This window comes from Paenibacillus sinensis, from assembly GCF_019904155.1.
Lineage (GTDB): Bacteria > Bacillota > Bacilli > Paenibacillales > Paenibacillaceae > Paenibacillus_AQ > Paenibacillus_AQ sinensis.
The window spans coordinates 25,516-52,329 of record NZ_JAHCMB010000159.1; the positions used below are offsets into that span (position 1 = coordinate 25,516).

Here is a 26,814-nt window from a genome sequence, read left to right on the forward strand (position 1 = left end):
GGGCTTCCAGCGCACGGATGTGCGCCGGAAGCCCTTTTTTATACCAGATCGCATAAAGGATTCGCAAAATCAGGTTCTATTCCGGTTACCGTTCCGTGGCTTCTTTTGGCTGTCCGGATACCGCATACCAACGCCTCGGCAAGGACATAATGATTCCGAGGTGATCATTAATGAACAATACCGCGAAAACGGTAGTCAACTGCAGCGTAAGCAACTGTAATTATTGGGGAGAAAGCAATATTTGCCGCGCCGAGTCCATCATCATCGAAATCGACAAGCATTCCGGAGGCCGCATCAAGGAAGAGTATGCCGAAGAGATGACCTTCAAGGATCATCATGATATTGCCAAGAGTTCCTCCGCAACCTGTTGCCTGACCTTTAAGCCGAAAGCTTAGGAGGCCGCCATGGACAATGAACAGAGGGGTCCTGAGCCTGTCCGGTCCAGACGCAAAAAAATTATGATCCGGCCCCGGACCGATTATCCCCGCAGATCGCCAGATCATCGCGAGGAATACGCCGCTGAGGTTAGTCCGCTGCCTGTGCGCGACCGTTCGCCGGAAGTGAAGGAGTCGGCAGAAGCCGACGATGCGTACAAGCCGGTTGGCTATGCCTCGGTAGGCCTTGGAATCGCATCTCTCATCATCTGGCCCATTATTCTCGGTCCGCTTGCAGCCGTGCTCGGGTATTATGCCTACAGCAACGGACGCAAGACGGCCGGAGCCTGGGGTCTTGGAATGGGCATTGTGGCCGTACTCAGCTATTTCGTGATGATTCCTTTTGCCCGCTGACTCCGGCGAAGCATGAGAAGACCTTCAGATTCAGCAGCATGAATCTGAAGGTTTTTTAATGGACATCAATCCCGGGGAATCGCTCGCTGCCAAAAGAATGCCGCCAGGCATTTACTCCTGATCCTGATCTTGAAATTAGATCTTGAATGCCTGGCTAGAATTACGAGAACACTCCGTGCAAATGCCGCCGCTTCCTGGTAAAATAACGAAATCCTTAACAATTCCGGCTCTTCTGCCGATAGATTAAGTAACAGAATGAAACCAGGAAAGAGGGTATGCGGCAGCATGAATACCAACCCAGCCGTAACCGGCCGGATCGAACAGCTGAAATGGATCAATTTGAAGAGTTCCTCTAATGCTTCGGGGGCAGCGTCGGTTGACGATAAACAATCAACAGGAGATACGAGGTTCCAGACCATACTTGAAGATGCATCGGCCAGAAGAGCCACGGAGAACGTATCCTCCCAGAGCACGGCATCCTATACCGAAGACGGCCTTCTGTGGCAAAGTCTTGGTGCGGCAGCCGGCGCTATTTCCGGGGAAATAGCAGGGCTTGGTGCAGAGAGCAAGCCGACCGATTACGAGGATCTCATTCAGGCTGCGAGCGCCAAGTACGGTGTGCCGGCAGATTTGATCAAAGCGGTTATCGATACGGAATCATCGTTTAATCCGAATGTTGTTTCTTCGGCCGGAGCAAAGGGACTTATGCAGCTCATGGACGGGACGGCTCAGGGACTTGGAGTTTCAGACCCTTTTGATCCCGCACAGAGCATTGACGGAGGCACCCGTTATTTGTCCTATCAGCTGAAGCGGTTTGACGGACAGGTGAACATGGCGCTTGCCGCCTATAACGCCGGACCGGGCCGCGTGCTGAAGCTCGGTGTTAACTCGGATGCGGAGCTCTTGCAGAGGTTGGACGAGCTTCCGAAAGAGACGCAGGACTATATCGCCAAAATTGAACGCGCGAGAAGCAAATACGCGCTATAATATAAAGGGTCAAACGGTCCGTAACTCTGCCGCATGGGCGGCAGTAGGCATCGTTTGATCCTTTCACTTTATGGTCAGAGAAGGAGTTAGCCCATATGATTTACTGGGATTATGCCGCTGCTGCGCCTCCGTATGAAGAGGTCGTGCGGACGGTGGAGCAGCTGATGCAGCTGCACTACGCCAATCCCTCCTCGCTTCACCGGGCCGGAGCCGATGCCGCGGCGCTGATCAGACGCGCACGAGAAGTATGCGCTTCCGCGCTGGGTGTCCGAGCGGAGGAAATAACATTCACTTCGGGCGCGACGGAGAGCAACAATCTGGCGATCAAAGGTGCCGCGCTTCAGTATACAGGCCGGGGCAGGCATATCGTAACGACGGAGCTGGAGCATCCCTCCGTCTATGAGAGCTGCCTTCAGCTGCGGGACATGGGCTGGGAGATTGACTTCGTGAAGCCGAAGCCGGACGGTGGCATCGATCCTCGTGATATCGCAGCCGCCGTACGTAAAGATACGGTGCTTGTCAGCGTTATGCACGTCAATAACGAAACCGGGTCGGTGCAGCCGCTGCGCGAAATCGCCCATGCCATTAAGGAGGCGAATTCGCGGACGCTCTTCCATGTGGATGGCGTTCAGGGCTTCGGCAAGCTCCCCGGAGGCCCCCGCGACTTTGGAGCGGATCTGTACAGTCTCTCCCCGCATAAAATCCGGGGGCCGCGCGGTGTCGGCCTTCTGTATGCCAGGGAGGGCGTCCGGCTGTTCCCGCTCATCAGCGGAGGCTCACATGAGAATGGCATGCGCGCCGGAACCGAGAATTTGCCTGCCATTATCGCAGGCGCCAAAGCGGTGCGGATCGCTTCGGAGCGGCAGAGAGAGCTGGCGGGCCGGCTGCTGCCGCTGCGGGACCGCCTGCTGTTATTTCTGCGCCGGATTCCGGAGCTTGTGGTGAACAGCAATGAAGCGGGAGCGCCCCATATCGTGCATTTCTCCTACCCGGGCATGAAGGGGGAGGTGCTGGCGCGCCAGCTGGAGCAGCTTGGCATGCTGGTATCCACCCGTTCAGCATGCTCCTCCCGTACGGCGGAGCCAAGCCGCGTGCTGCTTGCCATGGGAAGAGATGAAGCCGCCGCGCTTGGCGGCATCCGGATCAGTCTCGGCGACGGACATACGGAGAGCGATGTCGCCGCTCTGGAGACCGCCATTGTTGAAGCGGTGCAGGCATTGAAGATAGCTGAAGGAGGCATGCGGTAACATGAGACAGACAGATTCCGCCAAAGGCTTGAAGGGCGGTACAGAATATGCGGACATGCTGCTGCTGCGTTTCGGCGAATTCACACTGAAAGGCAAGAACCGCAGCCGCTTCGAGAAGACGATGCTGCGGCAGGTAAGGGAGCGGGTCAAGCTGTATCCGGGCGCGAAGCTTATCACGGAATACGGCCGGATCTATGTCGAACTGGGAGGCGAACCGGCGGTGCCGCTCATCGCGGCGCTGGCGAAGGTGTTCGGCATTGCGTCGATCAGCCCGGTGAAGGTTGCACGGTCCGAGCTTGAAGATATCGTGACGAATAGTCTCCGCTTCATGGAAGCCGTTGCTCCGGCTCCCGGCACCACGTTCAAGGTCAATGCCAGGCGGGTGTGGAAGGACTTCCCTTACGGCTCCCAGGAGATGAATCGTCTCGTGTCGGGGCCGCTGCTGAAAGCCTTTCCCGCGCTGACGGTCGATGTCCGGGAGCCCGAGCTGGAGCTGCGGGTTGAGGTCCGCGAGAACGGTACTTACTTATTCTGTGAGAACATCCAGGCTGCAGGCGGCTTCCCGCTGGGTACGAACGGCAAGGCGATGCTGCTGCTGTCCGGGGGCATCGACAGTCCGGTGGCCGCATGGTCCTCCATGCGGCGGGGACTTGAAGTGGAATGCGTCCACTTCTTCAGTTATCCTTATACGAGCCGGGAAGCGCGGCAGAAGGTTGTCAATCTTGCCAGAGTGCTGTCGGGATACAGCGGCCGGATACGGCTGCATCTCGTTCCCTTTACGGAGGTTCAGACCTCCTTTGCCGGGATCGGACAGGACAACCTGATGATCACGCTGATGCGCAGAGCGATGCTGCGCATTGCGACGATGTTGGCCGAGCGCGAAGGAGCGCTGGCGCTGGTTACGGGCGATAGTCTCGGCCAGGTCGCGAGCCAGACGCTATCCAGCATGAACGTGATCGGCCGGGCGACCGATCTGCCGATTCTTCGTCCGCTTGTCATGATGGACAAGGGAGAAATAACGGAGCTGGCACAGACCATCGGCACATACGAGCTGTCAATTCTTCCGTACGAAGACTGCTGCACGCTGTTCGTGCCGCGGTCGCCTACGACGAATCCGAATTTGCGGATCGTCGAGCGGATTGAAGCGACCCTTCCGGGCTATGCCGAGCGGATTGACGAGGCAGTTGCTGAAACCGTGACAGTTGACCTGACTCCGCACGGTAACGAACGCCCGGCGGATGAAATGGAAGCTGCTGTCCAGCTGGATGACTGGTTTTAAGACAACTGTAAGGACAAGAAGCATAGCTTGCCCGAACTTCGCATACAAGTGGATATATGCAGGTTCGGGAGGGGTGTCAAATGGAATCGATTTGGCTGCTCGGCGAGATTTTGATGGTCAACCTCGTACTGAGCGGAGATAACGCGATGGTCATTGCGATGGCCAGCAAAAATCTGCCGGATCATCATCGCCGGAAGGCAGTCTGGTGGGGCTCGGCCGGAGCCGTCCTTCTGCGTATTATACTGACGCTGGTTGCCGTGCTGCTGCTCAAAATCCCCTATATCCAGGCTGGGGGAGGGCTGCTGCTGCTGTGGATTTCCTTCAAGCTGCTTCTTGAGGAAGAGGATGTGCACAAGGTCAACGAAGCCGCGACGTTGTGGAAGGCCATCTGGACGATTCTGACCGCCGATTTCATCATGAGCCTGGACAATGTGCTCGCAATCGCCGGACTGGCGAAGGGGGATCTGGCGCTTGTGATTATCGGCATCGGGCTCAGCATTCCCATAGTCGTCTGGGGCAGCGGCCTGATCGTCGGCTGGCTGCACCGTTTTCCGGTGCTGATCTATATCGGCTCCTATATTCTGGCTTACACGGCGGGAGACATGCTTCTGCATGATGCCAAGCTCGGCTCCATGCTCACGCTGATTTTGCCGCGGCTTCACACCATGCTTCCGGTTGCACTCGGCATCGCCGTCGTGGCGGCCGGGGGAATCAAGCGTCATACCCCGAAAGCGGAATAGACGAATCGGATATAAGGGCAGATCACCGGCTCAGAGACAGGCTGTATCACTAAGCTTGTCTCTGAGCCGGTTTTGCCTATGCCATGATCTGTGCAGTTATCTTGCAGCTATCTTGCAGCTATCCTGCGGCAAGCATGTCCGGATGACAGCAGAAGGGGCGGAAGATGGCGTTTTTCGTCTTTTTCGGATAGAATAAAGAATATGCTGGCAGAGCTGCAAGCAAGCGAGCCCCAAAGCAAGCTGCCAATCGATATAGTTGAAGGGATGATACTGATGTCTTCCAAAAACGACATGAAGCTGGGTCTGTTCATCATCTGCGCCGGTTTATTTATTTTGCTGGGCAAGCTGGGCGTCTTCGGATTCCTCGGACGCGCGCTCTGGCCGCTGCTCCTCCTGATACCGGGACTGATTCTGCATGTCTTTGTCTTTGGCAGACGACTCTCGCCGGCAGCGCTCATTCCCGCTGGTATTATGACTGTATACGGCCTGCTCTTCGGGCTGTGCAACACCTTCGGATGGTGGATGATGGCCTATCTGTGGCCGGTGCTACTGCTCGGCATTGCGGTCGGTCTCTATGAATACAGTTTGTACGCTTCCCCGCGCAGCGCCGGACTCACCGTCGGGTCGGCCGTTCTGGGCATTGTAAGCCTTCTGCTGATGTTCCTCGGCGTACTTGGCTCGGGGTTCATCTATATCGTCGGAGCAATACTGATCGTGGCGGGTATTTGGCTGATACTCGGGCGAGGCGGGCGACGTGGCGGGTATCGTCGAGGCTGGTAATTGTTTTTTCATGAAAAGACTTGCTTTTCACACTGCTTTCAAGCTACAATTAATCATATTGATGAAGCGTCGGGATGATAGTCCGGCGCTTCTTTTGTGGAACCGATGCCCCTGTTTCAAATTTTCTTTATTCGATAAATGAAAGGATTTGGATACAAATCATGCATTCAAGAGAACAGATTCGCAATATCGCGATTATCGCCCACGTCGACCACGGCAAAACGACGCTTGTCGACCAGTTGCTGCAGCAATCGGGGATTTTCCGCGAGCATGAGACGGTACAGGAACGCGCCATGGACTCCAACGATCTGGAGCGGGAACGCGGCATTACGATTCTGGCCAAGAACACGGCCATTACCTATAAAGACTTTCTGATCAACATCGTGGATACGCCGGGACACGCCGACTTCGGCGGCGAAGTAGAACGGATCATGAAGATGGTAGACGGCGTTCTCCTTGTCGTTGACGCCTACGAAGGCTGCATGCCGCAGACGAAATTCGTGCTTCGCAAAGCGCTGGAGCAGAATTTGACGCCGATCGTTGTCGTCAACAAGATTGACCGTCCGGCTGCTCGTCCGGCCGAAGTAATCGATGAAGTGCTGGACCTGTTCATCGAGCTGGAAGCGAGCGACAACCAACTGGAGTTCCCGGTAGTGTACGCCTCTGCGCTTAACGGCACCTCAAGCCTTGATCCGGACAAGCAGGATGACAACATGCTGGCTCTGTACGAGACGATTGTTGATCATATCCCGGCTCCGACGGAGAGCGTAGAAGAGCCGCTCCAGTTCCTCGTTACCCTGATGGACTATAACGAATATCTGGGCCGTATCGCCATCGGCCGTGTGAATCGTGGCATCATCCGTGCCGGTCAAGCGATTACGGTCATTCAGCGCGACGGCAAGCACAAGAGCGCGCGCATCGAGAAGCTGTTCGGCTTCCAGGGCTTGAAGCGGGTGGAGACAGAGGAAGCCGGCGCCGGCGACATTGTCGCCATCGCAGGCATCAAGGACATCAATATCGGCGAGACGATCGCCGATCCGGCGAATCCGGAGGCACTGCCGGTTCTTAAGATCGACGAGCCGACCATGCAGATGACGTTCCTGGTCAACAACTCGCCTTTTGCCGGCAAGGAAGGTAAATGGGTCACTTCCCGCAAGCTGCGCGAGCGCTTGTTCAAGGAGCTGGAGACCGACGTATCCCTTCGTGTGGCGGAGACGGACAGCCCTGACGCTTTCGTGGTATCCGGACGCGGCGAGCTGCATCTCGGCATTCTGATCGAGAATATGCGCCGTGAAGGCTATGAGCTTCAGGTCTCCAAGCCTGAGGTTATCGTCAAGGAAATCGACGGTGCGAAGATGGAGCCGTTGGAACGGCTGCTTATCGACGTGCCGGAGGATAGCATGGGCGCTGTAATGGAGAGCCTGGGAACACGCAAGGCCGAGATGGTGAATATGATTAATCACGGAACCGGCCAGGTTCGTCTGGAATTCCTGATTCCTGCCCGAGGCCTGATCGGCTACAATACGCATTTCCTGACGCTGACGCGCGGCTACGGCGTCATGAACCACGCATTCGACAGCTATGCACCGCTGATCGGCGGACAGGTTGGCGGACGCCATCAGGGCGTGCTCGTCTCGACCGAGACCGGCGTCTCTACCTTCTACGGCATGATGGGCGTGGAAGACCGTGGCATTCTGTTCCTCGAGCCGGGTACAGAAATCTATGAGGGCATGATTGTCGGCGAGCATACGCGCGACAACGACATCGTCGTCAACATCTGCAAGGAGAAGGCTCTCACCAACGTCCGTTCGGCAACGAAGGACGAGACGGTTAAGATGAAGACGCCGCGCCTCTTCTCGCTGGAAGCGGCTCTGGAGTACCTGAACGATGATGAATACTGCGAAATCACGCCAAAATCCGTTCGTCTCCGGAAGAAGATTCTGAACAAGAGCGAGCGCGAACGTGCCGAGAAGCATCGCAAAATGGCCGAAGCCAACATGTAATTTGCCAGCACGGACCCAGCCGCCGGGATATATTCCATCCGGCGGCTTTTCTTTTGCAGAAACCTTTATGACATCGGCTGTCATACGCATACGGCGGAGAAGGAGCCTGGCGAAGCTGATGAATGATCGCAACTTTTACGCCGGTTATACGTCTGACTATTAACGGCGGTGCCGAATATCCAAAGACGAAGAAAAGGACTTTGATTTATTATGAATCCAAATAAAGGCGCTCTGCCTCCCCGGACGAGAGGACAGGGAAGCGGCGGCAAAAGGCCTGCGGGGCCGGCCTTAAGGTCCAAGCCTCCGGCTAAAAAGAAGAAGAAGCGGGGCTTTATGGCCCGGTTGGGAAGAATGGTGCTGGTCGGTGCGCTGCTCACGGCGCTCGTGGTTGTCGGCTATTTTATATACCTGTACTATAAGCTTGACAGCGGGCTGCTTAATACGGGCGTTGACAAGCCGGTAGCGGCGCAGAATTCAGCCAAGGTCAAGCCGCTGACGGTGCTGCTGCTCGGCACGGACTACCGGGAGAAGCATAAATCGTATTTGACGGATGTAATTATGGTCGTGGCATTGAATCCTTCGACTCAATCGGCGACGGTTGTCTCGCTGCCCCGTGATACGTATGTTGAACTGGATGGGTACAAGCGGACTAAAATCAATGAGTTCTATACCCGGTTCCGGGGCAAGGAAGATACCTCCGGCATTTCAGCCGAGAACGAGATGAAGACGATGATGGGCAAATATCTGGGTGTGCCGATCGACTACGTAACCGTGCTGAATTTCGACGGCTTCCGCAAGGCGGTGGACAAACTGGGCGGTGTCGATGTCAACGTCGGCTACGATATGTGCTATAAAGACAACGCCGACGGAACGAATATTAATCTGAAGCAGGGCGAGCAGACCCTGAATGGCGATAAAGCGCTTGATTATGTCCGCTACCGCAAATCCAACTGCACTCCGAAGACAAAAGCTTCCGACGATTTTGACCGCAACCGCAGACAGAACGAGGTACTGCATGCCCTGATGGATAAAATGCAGTCACTCGGAGGTGCTGTGAGGATCGGAGGCGTCCTGGACGCGTTGGATGACAACATGACCACCGACATTGAGAAAGACCAGATCAAGAACATGATTGCCGCCTACTGGCAAATGTCAAAGAACAATGTGGAGTTTAAACCCGTAACCGGCACCTGGCGAAGCCCTTATGTATATATTAACGATAAGGAGCTCGAGTCGGCCAAGCAGAGTCTGAACGACCGTCTGGCGGGAGCGGCCCCGGCCTCTCCATCCCCTTAAGTCGGTCATTCCAGCCAAATTGAATGCAAGTTTAGGCCTATGCTATAATATAAATAAGATTAGCTTAAAGACATGCGACATAAGGGGGACTGCAGAATGTCCGAGTCTGCCGCTGTACTTACCGATTCCCTGCTGAAGATGCTGCAAAATGAAACCTACGTCCTGCTGAATACCGTCGATGCGGAGAGCGGAGGCCCTACCTCCACCGTCCTATCATGGATATATGCAGTGGACGCAGCTACATTGCGGCTTGCCATCGATCATCGTTCCCGGCTGGTTCGCAACATGAAAGAGAATCCTCTTGTTACGCTTACGGTCTTTGGCGACCGTTCGATTTATGCCATCAATGGCCGGAGCGTCGTGAAGAGCGATCCGCTTCCGGACGTTCCCTTTGAAATGTGCTGTTTCGATGTGGAAATTTCTGCCGTGCGAAACGCACTGTTTTACGGTGCCCAACTGGAGTCCGCCCCTACGTACGCCAAGATCTACGACGTACGCGCGGCGGAGAAGCTGGATGGACAAGTGTTTGCCGCCATGCAAAAAGCCTAGTGAATACTCACTGGGCTTTTTTTGGCTTCGCGCATATTGTTTTCACGGGCTCATCATATAACTGTAAATTTCGATCATCTTCTTTATTCCGGCGGCCCGTCAGCCGATAAACATCTTACTGCCGGCCCCGTGGCGTCGTGTCGTCCGGCAGCTGCGGAATAATCCGCCCGATGATATCGGCCATTTCGGCGGAGAAACCGGAGACCGGGTGTCCCTGTCTCACATGCTTGCCGAGCTCGGCAAGCCGTGCGGAAAGGTCCATATCGGCGGTTACCATCGAATTGACGGCGGCGGGGTCCTTCCGCAAGGCTTCGGCTACGGAATATTTAATCGTTCCGACTCTCGACCGGGTTAAGGAACCGTCGACATCGATCCCGACAACAGCATTTTTGCCAAGTACGACACAATGAGCGCCTTTGACGCCGGGAACCCGCAGGGCGAGCTGCTCCAGATGATCTTTCAGTTCCACATCGCTCCGGGTAACGACCCCTGAACCGTCTGCGGCGTAAGGATGATATTCCACCGTTCCGTCAACGGTCAGCGGCCGTACACCGTTGCCCCCGTAATTCGCGGCATTAACAGCCGGCCGTTTATTCTGAGGAGAGGGTGATGACTCTTTTTTGACCATACCGCAGCTTGTCAGCAGCAGCAAAAGGACCAGCAACAGACATATTGATTTTCTCATGGGTGCTTGCTCCTTTCGTTCAAGATAAGTACTGGCTTTAGCTTTGCCAGGGGCGGAAAGAGTTATGTATCCTATGACAAACCAGGCGCTGTGGAGGGGATACCATGAAAAAGATCTTTGTACTGGATACCAATGTACTGCTTCACGACCCCAATTCGATTTTTTCGTTTAAGGAGAATGAAGTTATTATTCCCGCCGTAGTGCTTGAAGAGATTGATTCCAAGAAGCGCAATGCCGATGAAATCGGCCGCAACGCCCGCACAGTCTCCCGCCTGCTGGACGGTCTCCGGGAACGGGGCCATCTGCACAGCGGCGTGACGCTGGAGCATGGGGGGACGCTGAAGGTCGAGCTGAACCATCGCAGCTTCGTCCGGGTTCAGGAAATGTTCGGCGAGGTATCCACCGACAACCGGATTTTGGCTGTAGCGCTGAATTATCTGCAAGAAGAGAACGAGAAGCCGGAGCCCCGGCCGGTCGTCCTTGTCAGCAAGGACGTGCTTGTCCGGATCAAAGCGGATGTGCTGGGCATTACGCCCGAGGATTATTTATCCGACCGCACGGCTGATCTGAACGAGCTGTATGCCGGTTATCAGACGCTGCCGGTTCATCCCGCCTTGATCGACGAGTACTACAGCAACCGGACACTTGCCGTCAAGCAATTACAGCTGTCCTATCCGCTCTATCCCCATGAATTCATTATTCTGAAGGATGAGATCGGCACAGGCAAATCGGCGCTGCTCAAGGTGAATGCCGACGGCACCCGCCTGGAGCCGCTGTATCTCGGCAATGATCCGGTATGGGGAATCAGCGCACGCAACGCGCAGCAGCGGATGGCGCTTGAACTGTTGCTGAATGATGAAATACCGCTTGTCACCGTTACAGGCAAAGCCGGAACCGGCAAGACGCTGCTGGCGCTGGCCGCAGGACTGTTCAAGGTGGAAGACGAGCATAAATACAAGAAACTGTTGATAGCACGGCCTGTCGTCCCCATGGGCAAAGACATCGGATACCTTCCCGGCGAAAAAGACGAGAAGCTCCGGCCCTGGATGCAGCCGATATATGATAATCTGGAATTTCTGTTCGATACCAAAAAAGCGGGCGACATCGATAAAATACTGATGGGCCTCGGAAGCATTCAGGTCGAGGCGCTGACTTATATACGCGGCCGCTCCATCCCGTCTCAGTTCATCATCATCGATGAGGCGCAGAACCTGTCCCGCCATGAAGTGAAGACCATCGTATCGCGTGCGGGCGAGGGCAGCAAGGTTATCCTGATGGGCGACCCTGAGCAGATTGACCATCCTTATCTCGACGCCGCAAGCAACGGACTCAGCTATATCGTCGAGAAATTCAAACAGCAGAGCATCAGCGGACATATTACTCTCGAAAAAGGCGAGCGTTCCCGCCTGGCCCAATTGGCGGCGGATCTGCTCTAAGGCGTAAGGCGGTTTCCCGCAACGATATCCGAATAATCAGGGAACAAAGTTTAAGCCGGGAGAGAGTTCTCCCGGCTTATTTTACGTCCATCGGCAGCCGAATGGTAAAACCTTTATAATAGAAGAAAGCGTTATCAGAGACGCAGACAAAAAGCCGCAGGGCTGGTAAAATGGGGGAGACGGTTTTGGCTAACGGACAAGGAGGAGATTATGCAGAAACGCAAAAATTACGGTCTGCTGTTCGCGATTTTGCTGCTGGCGCTGACCAGCCTGTCGCCCAATATGGACCTGAGCGAAAGCGATAATCCGCTTCCCCGCAATGACAATCAATCCCCTTCCCGGATCTCCTCCCTCCGGCAGACGGGGGAACCCGCGGCTCTGCGCGTGGCAGTTGCGCTGGATGATGACGGCTTCGCGGAATTGCAGCGGATCAGCGACCGGTATGCGCTCTCCAAGGGTATATCGGTCACGCTGGAAAATCTGGGGCCGGGTACAGATAGCGATGCTCTGATCCACGAGCTCACGGTAGGCTCCATGCCCGATATTGTCATGACGGATGCCGGGCAGATCCGGGAGCTTGCACAGGGTGGCTATCTGCTTCCCGCAGACGCCTATCAGAATTCTCCTGGAGGAACACCGCTGACGCCGCTTCTTCCTCTCTTGCAGTGGAACGGCTATACCTGGGGGGTGCCGCTGGACATCGATCCCTACGTCTTCGTCTATGAGCCACAGGTGTTGAAGAGCCTGGGGATGGAGCATGTGCCGGGTTCGGCGGATGCGTGGGACAGTCTGCTGAAAGCGATGAAGCCGGAAAGCGGCAAATACGTGCTGGCTTTGGACAAAAATAACCCTTATGGCTTATCCGCGCTATTGGAGAGTATGGGGAGTCCGCTGTATCCGGCGGCCCGCAAGGCGCTGGAATGGGTGCAGAAGAACCGATCTGCGATTTATTCCAGCGACGGCCGGGAGAAAACGGTGTGGAGCATGCTCAAGCAAGGGCACGTCGCCATTGCAGCCATGCCTTACTCTGTCTGGAGGGAACATGCGGGAAGCGGGGAGGGGCTTACGGTGGAAACTCCTTGGGGAGCCGATGGCGCGGAGCCTCAGACGCTGCTTAGCCGCAGCTTCGCGCTGTCCGCCCAATCGCGCAGCCCTGAGGCGGCTGCCGATTGGCTCTCCTATTTGACCTCGCCGGAGGCGCAGACCGACTGGCTGAAGAGCACCGGCATGCTGCCGGCCGCTTCCGAGCCTTACCGGGATGAGCCGGATGTTGCTGCGGATCTTCCCTTTGATCCCGAAGCTCTGCTGAAAGAGAAGACGCAGGCAGATGAACCGAGGCCGGCATGGACGACTATCGTATCCGCCGCCAGGGAACTTCTGACCGGCAAGCTGGATGCGCCGGGTTTCCTGGCGGCAGTCAGTTCGGCCGCAGAATAGCTTTTCTAGAACTTGATGGCGAGTTCCACATGCAGCACCCCGTCCCTGCTCTGAACCTCGCTGGTCTTCAGGAAGGAAATGAATTGGGACGGATAGAAACCTAGATCGAATTCCTTCTCCAGCTCCCGGCATGTCGTGTCCGGGAGCTGGAGTCCGTTAAAGATGATGCTGTCAACATGGAACATGATACCGTTAACCGGCTCCTCCTGTACGGAATAATGGCCCGTAAGGGTCATGGAGAGATCGCCGTTTGTTCCGGAGACAATCACCTGGTCGTTCTTGAAGGCGAACCCGAATTGATCGAACATGGCATTCTGGCTGCGAAGGAACGCATTCAGATCCTCCTGCTTCAGATTAAGCTCATACTTCATCCCTTTGCGGGTCAGGATATCGTCCCGGCCTTCCACGAATTCCGGAAGATTATCCATCGCCTTGGACAAGGCCTTGAAGTAGGTCTTGATTTCATGGAGACCGATATTCTGCCAGTATATCGTAAATTCCTCGAGCAGCGAGGCCATGCCGCTTGGGTCTCCGCTCTCATTGATTCCGCCTGCGATTTCCCTGTTCAGGCTATCCACACGGTTCTTCTGCTCCTCCAGTGATTTCTTAAGTTTGTCCAGTTCCTGAAAGGAGCGGTCGGCAGCCGCCAGCGTCCGCTGCAAATCCCGGTATTCCTTCTCATAATCCGCAAGAATCTCTTTGTCGCGCCCCATGATGATCTCGTAATAGTCCAGCAGCACGAACCATGAACTCAGCGTGTCCGCTGACAGCAAGGCCGTAAGCCACGGTTCCCGGTCCCCCGTATAGTAAGCGCGGACGACAGCCCCGGCCCGCTTTCTTTTATCCTCGATATCAGTCTGTTTCTGCTCGGCCTGCTTCTTGAGGTCGGATGATCTCGCCGCCAGCTTGCTCTGCTCGGCAGAGACCCGGTCGATTTCCTTCTGTATCTCCGTCTTGGACAGCGTCTTCTGCATCAGTCTGCGTGTCTCCTCATTGTCCGGAAAAGCGGACAGAGACGAGGGAGAGGAAGGTGCAGGAGATGCTGATGCAGCGGCAGCGGGATCTGCGGAAACGGCCAGGGACTGAGAAGCCGGAGGAATTAGCAGCAGGAAGCATAATGGAAGCAGAAGCAGCGTCTTCAGCTTGGTATAGGTATGCAGCGTTCTTCGCCTCCAATCCGGGCATGCTGTCTGATGAAGCGCCCGATTATTCCATCATATGTATAGCTTCTCAAAAATATAAGGCCAACGATAAGCGGCCCGCTTACCATCAGCCTTCTATGCTTGCCTCTTATTCATTATACCCGCCGCCTAAAATGGAGTAAACGAACTCAACGATAAAACAGGTATTTTCTTCCGGTTTGTGAAAAGCTTGATTGACAATTTGAGGATAGTATTGAAATCGCTTTATTTTACCACCAGGTGTATGTCCTGCAGTCAAATTGGAAATACAAAAGAGTATCAAATAGATTCTATGAACTCTATGAGAGGCATAGAAATGGAGTAAGCAGCTTTTATTCCCAATCAATCCGCCGGCTGACGCGGCCGGTTGCGACAAGGGTTATTTCAAGATGTCACTAGGAGGTTTGGCTTTTATGACAGCCATCAGACAAGACGCCTGGAGCGAAGAAGACGATTTGGTACTGGCGGAGGTAACGCTGCGCCATATCAGGGAAGGCAGCACCCAATTGGCAGCCTTTGAGGAAGTCGGGGAGAAGATCGGCAGAACATCGGCCGCCTGCGGGTTCCGCTGGAACAGCTGTGTACGCAAAAGCTATGAGGAAGCGATTTCGATTGCCAAAGGGCAGCGCCAGAAGCGAAACTATCTTAAGAAGCAGGGCGTGGCGCGCGGTGCGCAGGTAGCGGGCTTCGGCGGGGGCGAAGGAGAAGAGCCTTTTGTCCATGAAGAAGCTCAGAATTCATTGTCCATCGATGCGGTAATCCGCTTTCTGCGACAATGGAAGGGGACCTATCAGGAAGCGGGCCGTCAGCTCAAAATGCTGGAGCGCGATCTTCGGGAGAAGGAAGAAGAGCTGGCCGACCTTCGTGCCGAGAATGAAAGGCTGTCCAAGGAAGTCAATACCGCTCAGAGCGATTACCGGGTCGTGAACGACGACTACAAAGCGCTGATCCAGATCATGGATCGAGCGCGCAGATTGGCCTTTCTGAACGAAGATGAAGAAGAAATCAAGAACCGTTTCAAGATGGATGCCAACGGCAATCTGGAACGGATCGATTGAGCGATCAGGTGTAAGAAGAGAATCCCGTATCCAAGGCATGGGAACATGGCTTGGGTATGGGATTTTTCTTTTGCTCTTACGGCATTTATACTAGAAGCAAAACATCGGATGGTGACAGAAGGTCGTGAAAATCGATATTATGGGCGCCGGTTCGCTGGGCCTGCTGCTGGCGGGAATGCTGATGGATTCCGGCTGCGAGGTCCGGATATGGTGCAGAACCCCAGATCAGGCGGCGAGTCTCTCGGAATACGGCTTGACGGTTAGCTCTGTGAATGGCGAGGTCAGAACGCATCTGGAGGGTGGAGCAATCAGCGCGGCACCCGCGGCTAACTTTGCTGCGGAATGGCTGAAGTTGCCAGGCGACTGGCTGCTGCTTGCCGTCAAACAGACGGCGCTGCACCGGGAACTGCCGGAGCTTCTGATACCGCTGCGGGACACGCGGATGAATATTCTGTGCCTCCAGAATGGATGGGGGCATTTGGAGATGCTGCAGTCGCTGCTGCCTGCGGCTTCCTTGTATGCCGGCGTTACAACTGAAGGAGCGAAGCGGGAATCCGGAGTCCGGGTAACTCATGCGGGAAAGGGACACACCTACATTGGACGATGGGGAGAGGGGGCGGGTGAAAGCTCTGGCCTCGAATCCCTTCTGACTGCCCGGCTTGAAGCGGCAGGATTTTCGGCATCGGTGTCGAATCAAGTGGAAACCATGATCTTTCGGAAGCTGATGATCAACGCCGTCATTAATCCACTGACCGCCATCTGGCGCATACCGAACGGAGAACTGCTGGCATCCGCTGCACGGATAGACCTGATGAGAGCACTTTACGAGGAAGCGACAGCGGTCTGCGATGCGGCCGGGATATCCCGGGAGGACAGCTTGTGGGACGACATTCTGAATGTATGCCGGGCAACCTCCGGCAATCGTTCCTCCATGCTGGCCGATGTGCTGGCTTCAAGGGAGACCGAAATCAAATGGATAAACGGAGCCCTGGCCGAGCTTGCGCGGCAAACCGGCGTTGATGTTCCTCTGCACAGAGGAATAATCCGGATGATAGAGGGCATGATCGTATAAGGAGAGGTGAAGCCGTTTGGAATGGCTCCGCAATTCGCTGATTGTGTTGAGCGTTATGCCTGTGCTGCCTTTTGTGCTTGTCTATACCGTCGCTACCCTGTACAGGATGGACAGGAGGCGGGCGCTGCTGCTCGCCATGGACGTGACCACCGTATTTTTGCTATTCTCGGTGTCGGCGCTGTTTAACAATCTTTTTCACTCGGGGTTCGGGTTCTATCTCTTTCTCCTGTTCGTCCTTTTGGCTGCGGGCTTTATTGGAGGCGCGCAGAACCGGCTGAAAGGCAGGGTAGATGGCAAAAGACTGGTGCGTGCCGTATGGAGACTCGGTTTTGTGGTTATGGCATCGGGCTATTTGCTGTTTATGGTGGCGGGTGTGGTCAAATATATCCTACAGACAATGTAAGCTTGTCTAACGTAGTCAATCGGCTTTTGTCACATAACTTTAAAAATTTTAAAAAAAATTGAATTCATCCGACAATAAGCTAGATTTTTTTGACCACTGGTTGTATAATCATAAACCATATACCACATTCTATTTAGGGGGAACTGCTAGATGAAGAAGAGTAAAAGTCTTTTACTCCTGTTCGCACTCGTTCTTGTCATCGGAACTGTGCTTGCAGGATGCGGCGGTGGCAATAATTCTGCCACGGAGAATACCGCGGCAAACACCGGCAACACTGGCAACACTCCGGCAGCTACTGACGGAGCCGCAGCGGGAGAGAAGCTTGCTGCTGATCAAACGCTTAAAATCAACCTGAGTTCCGAACCTCCGACATTTGACCCGGCTCTTGCACAAGACAGCCAGGCCAACACTGTCCTGAAGACGATGTATGAAGGCTTGACCCGCATGAATGACGAAACCGGCCAAGCAGAACCGGGCATCGCCGAGAAATGGGATGTTTCCGCTGACGGTCTGGTATATACCTTCCACCTGCGCGACGCTAAATGGAGCAACGGCGACGCTGTAACTTCCGCCGACTTCGTACGCGCTTGGAAACGCGTCCTGGATCCTGCCGCTACTGAACCGGCACCTTACGCTTACCAACTGTACTACCTGAAGAACGCTCAAGATTACTATGAAAAGAAAATCACCGACTTTAACCAAGTAGGCGTTAAAGCCGTTGACGACAAGACGCTCGAAGTAACTCTTGCAGCTCCGACTCCTTACTTCCTTGGCCTTCTGTCCTTCTACACTTACTATCCGGTTCACCAATCGGTTGAAAGCAATCCGAAATGGGCAACCAGCAAAGATACTATGATTGTTGACGGACCTTTCACTCTGACCGAGTGGACGACTGGTCAATCTCTGGAAGTATCCAAGAACGACAACTACTGGGATAAAGATTCCATTAAACTTAGCAAAATCGACTTCTCGCTCGTAAACAGCGGCGCAACTGAACTGTCCGCTTACGAAAGCGGCCAGCTGGACCGCGCAGGCGGCCCGAACGGTGAAATTCCGACTGAACAGCTGCCGATCGTACAGCAGAAATATCCGGATGAGTTCAACAGAAAAGGTATTGCAAGTGTATACTACTATGAGTTTAACATCACTGAAAAACCGTTCGACAACGTTAAGATCCGTAAAGCCCTGGCTATGGCGATTGACCGTCAAACTCTGATCGACAAGGTTACGCTTGGCGGACAGCTGCCGGCATTCGGTTATGTACCACCTGGTATCGCTGGCGCTGACGGCGAATACCGTACAGCTGTCAAAGACAACTACTTCACGGAAGATCTGGAACAAGCCAAGACACTGCTGGCTGAAGGTCTGAAAGAAGAAGGCCTGACTAAACTGCCTGCATTCACCCTGTCCTACAACACAAGTGAAGGCCACAAGAAGATCGCCCTGGCTATTGGCGACATGTGGAAGAAGAACCTGGGCATTGATGTGAAGCTTGAAAACCAGGAATGGGCAGTATTTATCGAGAACCGTCAACATCTGCAATATCAAGTTGCCCGCGCTGGCTGGACCGCTGACTACAATGATCCGATGACCTTCCTTGATATGTGGGTAACCAAAGGCGGTAACAACGATACCGGCTATGCTAATCCTGCATACGACAAGCTGATCGCTGAAGCAAAAGCAACCAGCGACAACACGGTTCGCCAAGAGAAATTCGCGGCTGCCGAGAAGATGATCATTCAGGATGACCAAATCCTGATCCCGATCTACTACTACACCAACAACTCGCTGACCAAGCCTTACCTGAAAGGCGTAACGCTTGACTTCAGCGGCGCAATCGACCTGACTCGCGCTTACCTGCTCGAGCACTAAGATTAAGCTTTTATAAAGGAGACTTACAGATATTTAATTGAAGATTTAGTATCTGAAGTAGAATGAACACTTCGGGATATATATGTGGAATTCCATATATATCCCTTTTTTTTGTATGTCTGTCCGCATTCCAAAGTTTGGTTATTTAACAAAATTAGAAAATGGACAAGCGGTCAATAATTGCATAAAATCAATATTAGGTTTGAAAAATTTGTCGAAGGAGGTGTTGACGGGCATGATACGTTATGTTGCAAATAAATTTTTCTATATGCTGGTTTCGCTGTTTGTGCTAATCTCAGCTACGTTTTTTCTGATGAAAGCCATTCCGGGGGACCCGTTCACATCCGAGAAGAAAATTCCGGATGAGATCCGCCAGCGTCTGTATGAACAATACGGCCTGGATAAGCCCGTCTACCAGCAGTATTTCAAATATTTGGGCAATATCGTGCAAGGGGATTTTGGCGTGTCCATGAAGCGGATGAATCAAGACGTTTCGCATATTATCGGACAGACCTTCTCCGCCTCGCTGAAGCTCGGCCTTGTGGCCATCCTGGTATCCGTCATCGTCGGCGTCTTGCTGGGCATGCTGGCGGCTCTGTATCACCGGAAGTTTATCGACTCGGCGGCCATGGTTCTGGCGGTGCTGGGCATAGCGGTTCCAAGCTTCGTGCTGGCGACCATTCTGCAGTATGTCTTTGCTTCAAAGCTGGGCTGGGTTAACGTTATGGGATTTAAAGAAGTACGGGATTACTTCCTTCCCGTATCGGCTCTATCGGCTCAGCCAATCGCGTTTATCGCGAGGTTGACGCGTTCGAGCATGCTTGAGGTGCTGCATGCGGATTACATCAAGACGGCGAAAGCGAAAGGTCTCAGCTGGATCACTATTCTGTTCCGCCACGTACTTCGCAATGGCATTATGCCGGTTGTTACTTACATGGGACCGATGACTGCGAACATCGTAACTGGCTCTGTCGTTATCGAACAGATCTTCGGGATCGGCGGCATCGGCAAGCAGTTCGTAGAAGCAATCAGTACTCGTGATTATCCGATCATTATGGGGATTACCATTTTCTACGGCATCCTGCTCATGGTTGCCCGCTTCATTACGGACGTCGCCTATGTATTCGTCGATCCGCGCATTAAATTAACCGGAGAAAAGGAGGGCTAATCAAGTGGCAGCTAAACAACAAATGGTTCCGCCCGGCGTAGACCTGAAGCCCGAAGACTTCCGGAAGATCGGCGTGGACGAGAAACAGGCTGAAGTCATTCAGCGTGAGAGTCTGTCGGCCTGGCAGGACGCCTGGAAGCGTCTGCGGCAGAATAAACTGGCCATGGTTTCGCTCGGCGTACTGGTAATAATCATTATCGGCGCCATCATCGGCCCGCATATTACCAAGTTTGATTATTATTCCAATGATTATCTGAATACGAATGTACCTCCTAACGGAGAGCATTGGTTCGGTACAGATGATCTGGGCCGCGACATGTTCGTCCGTACCTGGTACGGCGCGCGTATCTCCCTGATCGTAGGCCTGGCGGCCGCTCTGATCGACCTGTGTATCGGCGTTGTGTATGGCGGGATTATGGGCTTCTTCGGCGGCCGTACAGACAGCATCATGAACAAGATTTCCGAAGTTCTGTATTCCATTCCTTACCTGCTGGTGGTAATTCTGCTGCTCGTTGTGCTTGAGCCAAGTCTAGGGACGATCATATTGGCACTGACGATTACGGGCTGGATTACGATGTCATGGATTGTGCGCGGTGAAATTATGCAGCTCAAGAACCGCGAGTTCGTCCTTGCTTCCCGTTCCATGGGCGCAGGTTCCAAGCGGCTGCTGTTCAAGCATTTGCTGCCAAACGCCATTGGCCCGATTATCGTTACCGTTACCCTGTCGGTGCCGAACGCGATCTTTGCGGAGGCATTCCTGAGCTTCCTCGGTCTTGGCGTGCAAGCCCCCAGAGCTTCGCTCGGTTCCATGATAAGCGATGCGCTCACAGGCTGGCTGATTTATCCGTGGCGGATGCTGTGCCCGGCTATTCTGATCAGTGTAACGATGCTCGCCTTTAATATTTTCGGCGACGGTCTTCGCGACGCGCTTGATCCTAAACTCAAGAAATAGGAGGTGACCATAATGGACCCGATTTTACAGGTTAAAGACTTGCAAGTATCATTTTTTGTGTCGGGCGGTGAAGTACAGGCTGTCCGCGGAATGAATTTTGAAATTGGCAAAGGCGAGACAGTGGCGATTGTCGGCGAGTCCGGCAGCGGCAAGAGCGTCACGGCCCAGTCGATCATGCGGCTGATTCCGTCACCTCCTTCCAAGGTGAAGCAGGGCGAGATTATTTTTCAAGGGCAAGACCTTCTGAAGAAGAGCACGAAAGAGATGGAAGCAATTCGCGGCAAAGACATTGGCATGATCTTTCAAGACCCGATGACCTCACTGAACCCCACGATCAGAGTGGGCAAGCAAATCACGGAAGTATTGATCAAACATCAGAAAATGTCAGCGGCCGAAGCGACCAAGCGTGGCATTGAAATGTTGAAGCTTGTCGGTATCAATAATGCCGAGGCCCGCTTTAACCAATATCCCCATGAGTTCTCCGGCGGTATGCGGCAGCGTGTTATGATTGCGATCGCGCTGGCCTGCCGTCCGGCTCTGCTGATTGCGGACGAGCCGACCACAGCGCTTGACGTAACCATACAGGCACAGATCATGGAAGTAATGAAAGATATGCAGAACAAGCTCGGCACATCGATCATTCTGATCACTCACGACCTTGGCGTTGTCGCCGGCATGTGCGACCGTGTCATCGTCATGTACGCGGGTGAAGTGGTCGAGACCGGAACAAGATGGGAAATCTTCAAGAACCCGCAGCACCCTTATACGAAGGGACTGCTTAATTCGATGCCTCGTCTGGACCAGAAGAAAGGCGAGCCGCTGATTCCGATCGTCGGAACGCCGCCGGATCTGATCAAGCCTCCTGTCGGCTGCCCGTTCGCCGCGCGCTGCAGCGAGGCAATGGCAATTTGCGAGAGAATTGATCCGGGCACTACGGAATTCAGCGACACGCATACAGCGCGCTGCTGGAATCTGCATCCGATGGCCAAGGAGGCGCAAAAATCTTGAGCAAACAGCTGATCGAGGTGGAAGGCCTCAAGAAATATTTCAATGTCGGCAAAGGGAAAGTGCTGAAGGCGGTCGACAATCTCAATTTCTCGATCCGTGAAGGCGAAACGCTGGGTATGGTAGGCGAGTCAGGTTGCGGCAAGACGACGGCGGGACGCACGGTGCTCCGTCTGTATGAGCCGACGGCCGGCAGCGTGAAGTTTAACGGAACAGATATTTACAAGCTGTCTCCGGGTAAAATGAAAGCTATGCGCCGCGATATGCAGATGATCTTCCAGGACCCGTATGCGTCGCTTAATCCGCGGTTTACGGTTTCGGATATCATCGGTGAGGCGCTGGACATCCATGGCATGGCAGGAAGCCGCGCCGAGCGCAAGAAGCGGGTCGAAGAGCTGCTGGATATGGTCGGTCTGAACCATGACCATGCAACCCGCTATCCGCATGAATTCTCCGGCGGCCAGCGCCAGCGTATCGGCATTGCCCGCGCGCTTGCGGTCAATCCGAAATTCATCGTCTGCGACGAGCCGATTTCGGCGCTTGACGTATCGATCCAGGCGCAGGTCGTCAACCTGCTCAAAGAGCTACAGACCCGTCTTGGACTGACTTATCTGTTCATCGCTCATGACCTCTCCATGGTTAAGCATATCAGCGACCGTGTAGCCGTTATGTACCTGGGCAAGATGGTCGAGCTTGCTGAGAGCGAAGAATTGTACGCCAATCCGATTCACCCCTATACCAAGGCGCTGCTGTCCGCGATCCCGATTCCCGATCCGGAAATCGAAGTGAACAAGAAGCGTCTGCATATGCATGACGAGCTGGCAAGCCCGATCTATTCAGCCGACCAGCAGACCAACGAGGATGAAACAAAGCTGGTCGAAGTTTCGAAGGGCCACTTTGTTGCCAAGGCATATGCCTGATTGCAAAATGCTGCACTAATCGAGGAATGTAACAGGTTTCCCCCGCTTCTGTCCGGAAGCGGGGGAAACCTTATTTTTTGACAAACGCCGACCATTCTTGGGATATTTCCCGGGAAACAATCGTTGATCAAGATCGTTGTCAGGCAATAATCCTCACTTAACGCTTTGACGGAACGTTCAGGTTTGGATACAATCAAAAAGGAAGTTTTAGAGACGCCTGACAGCTATACATAGGGCGCATCAGCAGAACAGGAGGCAACCTGATGAACGTTGTACCGGAGCCTCTGCCGGGCGGACCGGCGCTCGCCCAAGCTTTCTTGAGGGGCGACGAGAAGGTGTCGCATTTATTCGGCGGAAGCTATCAGCATGCAAGTACCAGACAGGATCGTGCCGCCTGGCTGGACAGCCAAAGTGACAGCCGCGTGGATCGCAGCCGTCTGACGGAAGTACTGCGCAGCTATAACGCCAGATTCAATCATCATGAAGCGGTTCGGCGCTCACTGGATTTGCTGGAACAACCGGAGACGCTGGTGATCTCCGGCGGCCAGCAGGGCGGACTGTTCACCGGACCGCTGCTCGTCATTTATAAAGCCATAACCGCGATCATTGCTGCCAGGGAGGCGGCGGCGGAGCTCGGACGCCCTGTCGTGCCGGTCTTCTGGATCGCGGGCGAGGACCATGATTGGGATGAGGTCAATCATACATATGTGCTGGACCGGTCCGGAGAAGTGGTCAAGGTGAAGGTTGAGAGAGAGGATGCCGGGCGCAGCAGCGTCAGCTGCATCCAGGTGAGCGAGGAGGACTTCGCGAAGCCGCTTGAGCAGCTTGGGGAGCTGCTTCAGGAGAGCGAATTCAAGCAGGAGATCATGGAGCTGGCCACACATGCGGCACGGCATGGGAGCATGACTTCCGCGTTTGCCGGAATGCTCGGTGCTTTGCTCGGCCGATTCGGTCTGATACTGCTGGACTCGGCGGACCCAGCCCTGCGGGCGCTGGAGCAGCCGCAGTTCCGCGCGCTGATTGAGAGGAACGACGATCTGGAAGCGGCATACCATAAGGCGGCGGATGATATCGTCAGCGGCGGACATGAGCTTCAGGCCGATGTGGCGGAGGGTGGCGCGAATCTCTTTTACATTCACGAGGGAATGCGGCTGCTTCTGGTCAAGAAGGATGGTCGTTTTACAGACCGCAAAGGGCGTGTGGCTTTCAGCAAGGAAGAGCTGTTGGACCTGCTGGAGAGACATCCCGAGCGCTTCAGCAACAATGTACTGACCCGTCCGCTGATGCAGGAGTATTTGCTTCCGGTCCTGGCAACGGTGCTCGGGCAGGGGGAGATTTCTTATTGGGGAATTACAGGACGGGCTTTCGCAGAGCTGAGCATGAAGATGCCGCCGATTCTGCCCCGGATGTCCTATACGGTCGTCGAAGGTACGCTGCATAAGCATATGGAGAAATACGGGCTGATCTTTGAAGACGTGCGCGAAGGGCTGGAGGAGAAGAAGCGAAGCTGGCTGGAGGCTCAGGACGAGCTTCAGCTAAGCCGGAAATTTGACGAGATCAAAGTCTCCTTTGCTGCCATGTACGAACCGCTGATCGGGGAGATCGGCACTGTGCAGGCCGGACTGCTCAAGCTGGGCGCCGCCAACAAGGAGAAAATTCTGGACCAGATTGACTTCCTGGAGAGCAAGGTCATGACCGCAATGGCCAAGCAGAGCGAATCGGCGCTCCGGCAGTGGGAGCGGATTGAATGCTCGCTGATGCCGCTTGGCAGGCTGCAGGAAAGAGTCTACAATATCACGTATTATTTGAATAAATACGGTTTGTCCTGGCTGGAGCAGCTGCTGGAGCTGCCGGCAGACTACACCGGGGCTCACCGGGTCCTCTACATGTAACCGGCCGAAACGACGGCTATGCAAGACGCAAGTTCATCCCATCCGAAGCAGGAGGTACGTTCATGAGTTCATTATCCCGGCAAAACAGTATTGTAGCCGATATGTCGCTCGCAGCCGAGGGACATCTCAAAATCGACTGGGTTCGCCAGCATATGCCTGTGCTGAACCGGATTCGCGAGCAGTTCGAGGCGGAGCAGCCGTTCAAGGGGCTGAAGGTCTCCATCACTCTTCATCTGGAAGCCAAAACGGCTTATCTGGCCAAGGTTGTTCAAGCCGGCGGCGCGGAAGTGACGATCACGGGCTCCAATCCGCTCTCGACGCAGGACGATGTCTGTGCGGCGCTTGTGGAGGACGGCATTACGGTATTCGCCAAATACAACCCGTCGCCTGAGGAATTCAAGGCGCTGAATATCAAGGCGCTGGAGAGCAAGCCTGATCTCATTATTGATGACGGCGGCGATTTTGCGACGTTGCTTCATTCGGAACGCCCTGATTTGATGGTGAATATTCGCGGCGGCGCGGAAGAAACCACTACCGGCATAATCCGGCTGAAGGCGCTGCAGAAGCAGGGCATCCTGACATTCCCGATGGTTGCCGTTAACGACGCGTACTGCAAGCATCTGTTCGACAACCGTTACGGCACAGGCCAATCCGCCTGGGACGGTATTATCCGGACTACCAATCTCATGGTGGCGGGCAAGACGGTCGTCGTCGTCGGCTATGGCTGGTGCGGCAAGGGCGTGGCCATGCGGGCCAAAGGACTCGGAGCGGATGTTATTGTAGCGGAAGTGGATGCGATCAAAGCGGTGGAGGCTCATATGGACGGCTTCCATGTGATGCCGATGGTGGAAGCTGCAAAGCTGGGCGATTTCTTCGTCACAGTTACCGGCGACAAATATGTCATCCGCGGCGAGCACTACGATGTGATGAAGGACGGGGCGATCCTCTGCAACGCCGGTCACTTCGATGTCGAAGTATGCAAGCCAGAGCTGGCCGAGCGCTCGGAATCCATCCGCACGGTTCGCAAGAACATTGAGGAGTACCGGATGAAGGATGGCCGCAAGCTGTATCTGCTCGCTGAAGGCCGCCTGGTCAACCTGGGCGCCGCGGACGGCCACCCGGCCGAAATCATGGATATGACGTTCGCCCTTCAGGCGCTGTCGCTGAAATATGTCAATGACAACTACAAAACAATCGGAGTCAAGGTGGAAAATGTACCTTACGACCTGGATGAGCAGGTTGCCCGCTATAAGCTGGAGAGCATGGGTCTCGGCATTGATACATTGACACCTGAGCAGATTGCTTATCTGGACAGCTGGAATCTGAACGATTAATGTATAGACGGCTTCAAGCCAAAACGCAAAAAGTTCCCGCTCCTTGCAGGATGCGGGAACTTTTTGCGTTTTTCGGTAAACATCCGTTGCTTAAAAGTCGACGCCTTCCTCCTTGGACAACAAAAAATTACAAGCTATGCGCATGGGGATACCTTCTGTTTCAGCACTCAAGCTTATCCTAATTATACCCAATTATAATAGAAGAAAAAAATGGGAGTGCGGGATCTTTACCAGGATTCGCCACCATTTGCTTACCGTCGAGACATGTCGGGTCAATAGAGCGGAACCCCACATGGGGAGATAGCCACGGGGAATTTCAGGATGCTGCATGGAGATGGCCATACCCGTGCTCACCGGCATGCGCATAGTGCAGTTATGTCCGTGCTCACCGGCACATGCATCGTGCAGTCCTATCCGTCATTCCGCGCTGTGTACCCGCATCCGAGTGAGCCGGAGTTGAAGCATGTTACCAAGATACCGTTTTTCAGCCGAAACGGGTGGTAATAGTTCCCAGGTTAATCATCGTCCGAACGCAGAAATACCCCTTGGGAAGGGCGTCGGACTGTACGAAACTACGCCAGTAAGGCTGATTTCACAGCGTGTGAAGAGAACGCGGATAAAATCCGTTCAGGAATAAATTTCCTAATTTCGGAAAAAGGTTTTTGATTTTTACCGACGAATCTATTATGCTTAAGTGGTGAAAAGTGGGGTAAAGTGGAGACCAAAGGGA

At 54.3% G+C, this 26,814-nt stretch carries 25 protein-coding genes; 23 read left to right on the forward strand and 2 right to left on the reverse strand.

The genetic code is table 11. From position 1 onward, the window contains the following. Positions 1 to 170: 170 nt before the first annotated feature. The 10 genes from KIH86_RS18560 (at position 171) to KIH86_RS18605 (ending at position 9,669) form a co-directional block, all read left to right on the forward strand. Positions 171 to 395, forward strand: a complete 225-nt coding sequence (locus KIH86_RS18560; RefSeq protein WP_223080602.1) for a DUF1540 domain-containing protein — start codon at positions 171 to 173, stop codon at positions 393 to 395. 9 nt (positions 396 to 404) lie between these two features. Further along, positions 405 to 788, forward strand: a complete 384-nt coding sequence (locus KIH86_RS18565) for a UbiA prenyltransferase family protein (protein WP_235775483.1) — start codon at positions 405 to 407, stop codon at positions 786 to 788. A gap of 255 nt (positions 789 to 1,043) precedes the next feature. Beyond that, complete coding sequence (locus KIH86_RS18570; RefSeq protein WP_235775484.1) at positions 1,044 to 1,775, forward strand: lytic transglycosylase domain-containing protein; 732 nt, start codon at positions 1,044 to 1,046, stop codon at positions 1,773 to 1,775. Between the two features lie 95 nt (positions 1,776 to 1,870). Beyond that, complete coding sequence (locus KIH86_RS18575; RefSeq protein ID WP_223080604.1) at positions 1,871 to 3,022, forward strand: cysteine desulfurase family protein; 1,152 nt, start codon at positions 1,871 to 1,873, stop codon at positions 3,020 to 3,022. Position 3,023: 1 nt separating this feature from the next. Continuing rightward, positions 3,024 to 4,301, forward strand: coding sequence for a tRNA uracil 4-sulfurtransferase ThiI (thiI, locus tag KIH86_RS18580; RefSeq protein ID WP_223080605.1), 1,278 nt, complete (start codon positions 3,024 to 3,026; stop codon positions 4,299 to 4,301). 80 nt (positions 4,302 to 4,381) lie between these two features. Next, positions 4,382 to 5,041, forward strand: coding sequence for a TerC family protein (locus KIH86_RS18585; protein ID WP_223080606.1), 660 nt, complete (start codon positions 4,382 to 4,384; stop codon positions 5,039 to 5,041). Positions 5,042 to 5,314: 273 nt separating this feature from the next. Continuing rightward, positions 5,315 to 5,821 carry a hypothetical protein gene (locus tag KIH86_RS18590; RefSeq protein WP_223080607.1) on the forward strand — a complete coding sequence of 169 codons (507 nt, stop codon included), beginning with the start codon at positions 5,315 to 5,317 and terminating at the stop codon, positions 5,819 to 5,821. Between the two features lie 161 nt (positions 5,822 to 5,982). Further along, entirely contained in the window at positions 5,983 to 7,824 is a 1,842-nt protein-coding gene (typA, locus tag KIH86_RS18595) for a translational GTPase TypA (RefSeq protein WP_223080608.1), read from the forward strand. 210 nt (positions 7,825 to 8,034) lie between these two features. Continuing rightward, positions 8,035 to 9,120 carry an LCP family protein gene (locus tag KIH86_RS18600; protein WP_223080609.1) on the forward strand — a complete coding sequence of 362 codons (1,086 nt, stop codon included), beginning with the start codon at positions 8,035 to 8,037 and terminating at the stop codon, positions 9,118 to 9,120. A gap of 96 nt (positions 9,121 to 9,216) precedes the next feature. After that, on the forward strand, positions 9,217 to 9,669 hold the full coding sequence (locus tag KIH86_RS18605) for a pyridoxamine 5'-phosphate oxidase family protein (protein ID WP_223080610.1): 453 nt from the start codon (positions 9,217 to 9,219) through the stop codon (positions 9,667 to 9,669). A 115-nt stretch (positions 9,670 to 9,784) separates the two neighbouring features. Here the strand turns inward: KIH86_RS18605 and KIH86_RS18610 are convergent, their stop codons facing one another. Then, the gene (locus KIH86_RS18610; RefSeq protein ID WP_223080611.1) at positions 9,785 to 10,354 is read right to left on the reverse strand and encodes a YhcN/YlaJ family sporulation lipoprotein; all 570 of its coding nucleotides are present in this window, start codon (positions 10,352 to 10,354) and stop codon (positions 9,785 to 9,787) included. Positions 10,355 to 10,458: 104 nt separating this feature from the next. Here KIH86_RS18610 and KIH86_RS18615 point away from each other — a divergent pair, with 104 nt between their 5' ends. Further along, on the forward strand, positions 10,459 to 11,790 hold the full coding sequence (locus KIH86_RS18615; protein ID WP_223080612.1) for a PhoH family protein: 1,332 nt from the start codon (positions 10,459 to 10,461) through the stop codon (positions 11,788 to 11,790). A 210-nt stretch (positions 11,791 to 12,000) separates the two neighbouring features. Then, positions 12,001 to 13,227 (forward strand): sugar ABC transporter substrate-binding protein, encoded by a 1,227-nt coding sequence (locus KIH86_RS18620; protein ID WP_223080613.1) that lies wholly within the window; start codon positions 12,001 to 12,003, stop codon positions 13,225 to 13,227. Between the two features lie 5 nt (positions 13,228 to 13,232). Here the strand turns inward: KIH86_RS18620 and KIH86_RS18625 are convergent, their stop codons facing one another. Next, positions 13,233 to 14,201 (reverse strand): coiled-coil domain-containing protein, encoded by a 969-nt coding sequence (locus KIH86_RS18625; RefSeq protein WP_235775485.1) that lies wholly within the window; start codon positions 14,199 to 14,201, stop codon positions 13,233 to 13,235. A gap of 143 nt (positions 14,202 to 14,344) precedes the next feature. On the opposite strand from KIH86_RS18625, the gene KIH86_RS18630 reads away from it, so the two are divergent. The 11 genes from KIH86_RS18630 (at position 14,345) to KIH86_RS18680 (ending at position 26,084) form a co-directional block, all read left to right on the forward strand. After that, entirely contained in the window at positions 14,345 to 14,551 is a 207-nt protein-coding gene (locus tag KIH86_RS18630; protein ID WP_223080614.1) for a hypothetical protein, read from the forward strand. Positions 14,552 to 14,821: 270 nt separating this feature from the next. After that, the gene (locus tag KIH86_RS18635) at positions 14,822 to 15,466 is read left to right on the forward strand and encodes an RsfA family transcriptional regulator (protein ID WP_223080615.1); all 645 of its coding nucleotides are present in this window, start codon (positions 14,822 to 14,824) and stop codon (positions 15,464 to 15,466) included. A 124-nt stretch (positions 15,467 to 15,590) separates the two neighbouring features. After that, positions 15,591 to 16,538: a ketopantoate reductase family protein gene (locus KIH86_RS18640; protein WP_223080616.1), complete on the forward strand. Its 948-nt coding sequence runs from the start codon at positions 15,591 to 15,593 to the stop codon at positions 16,536 to 16,538. A gap of 16 nt (positions 16,539 to 16,554) precedes the next feature. After that, positions 16,555 to 16,941: a DUF3397 domain-containing protein gene (locus KIH86_RS18645; protein WP_223080617.1), complete on the forward strand. Its 387-nt coding sequence runs from the start codon at positions 16,555 to 16,557 to the stop codon at positions 16,939 to 16,941. Between the two features lie 150 nt (positions 16,942 to 17,091). Then, complete coding sequence (locus KIH86_RS18650) at positions 17,092 to 18,813, forward strand: peptide ABC transporter substrate-binding protein (RefSeq protein ID WP_223080618.1); 1,722 nt, start codon at positions 17,092 to 17,094, stop codon at positions 18,811 to 18,813. Between the two features lie 235 nt (positions 18,814 to 19,048). Beyond that, positions 19,049 to 19,981 carry an ABC transporter permease gene (locus tag KIH86_RS18655; protein ID WP_223080619.1) on the forward strand — a complete coding sequence of 311 codons (933 nt, stop codon included), beginning with the start codon at positions 19,049 to 19,051 and terminating at the stop codon, positions 19,979 to 19,981. A 22-nt stretch (positions 19,982 to 20,003) separates the two neighbouring features. Next, positions 20,004 to 20,933 (forward strand): ABC transporter permease, encoded by a 930-nt coding sequence (locus KIH86_RS18660; RefSeq protein ID WP_223080666.1) that lies wholly within the window; start codon positions 20,004 to 20,006, stop codon positions 20,931 to 20,933. 12 nt (positions 20,934 to 20,945) lie between these two features. Further along, entirely contained in the window at positions 20,946 to 21,941 is a 996-nt protein-coding gene (locus KIH86_RS18665) for an ABC transporter ATP-binding protein (protein WP_223080620.1), read from the forward strand. Continuing rightward, positions 21,935 to 22,858 (forward strand): ABC transporter ATP-binding protein, encoded by a 924-nt coding sequence (locus tag KIH86_RS18670; protein WP_407672307.1) that lies wholly within the window; start codon positions 21,935 to 21,937, stop codon positions 22,856 to 22,858. Before KIH86_RS18665 ends, KIH86_RS18670 begins: the two co-directional genes overlap by 7 nt. Positions 22,859 to 23,121: 263 nt before the next feature. After that, positions 23,122 to 24,750, forward strand: coding sequence for a bacillithiol biosynthesis cysteine-adding enzyme BshC (gene bshC, locus KIH86_RS18675; protein WP_223080622.1), 1,629 nt, complete (start codon positions 23,122 to 23,124; stop codon positions 24,748 to 24,750). A gap of 62 nt (positions 24,751 to 24,812) precedes the next feature. After that, on the forward strand, positions 24,813 to 26,084 hold the full coding sequence (locus KIH86_RS18680) for an adenosylhomocysteinase (RefSeq protein WP_223080623.1): 1,272 nt from the start codon (positions 24,813 to 24,815) through the stop codon (positions 26,082 to 26,084). The last annotated feature ends 730 nt before the right edge of the window (positions 26,085 to 26,814 follow it).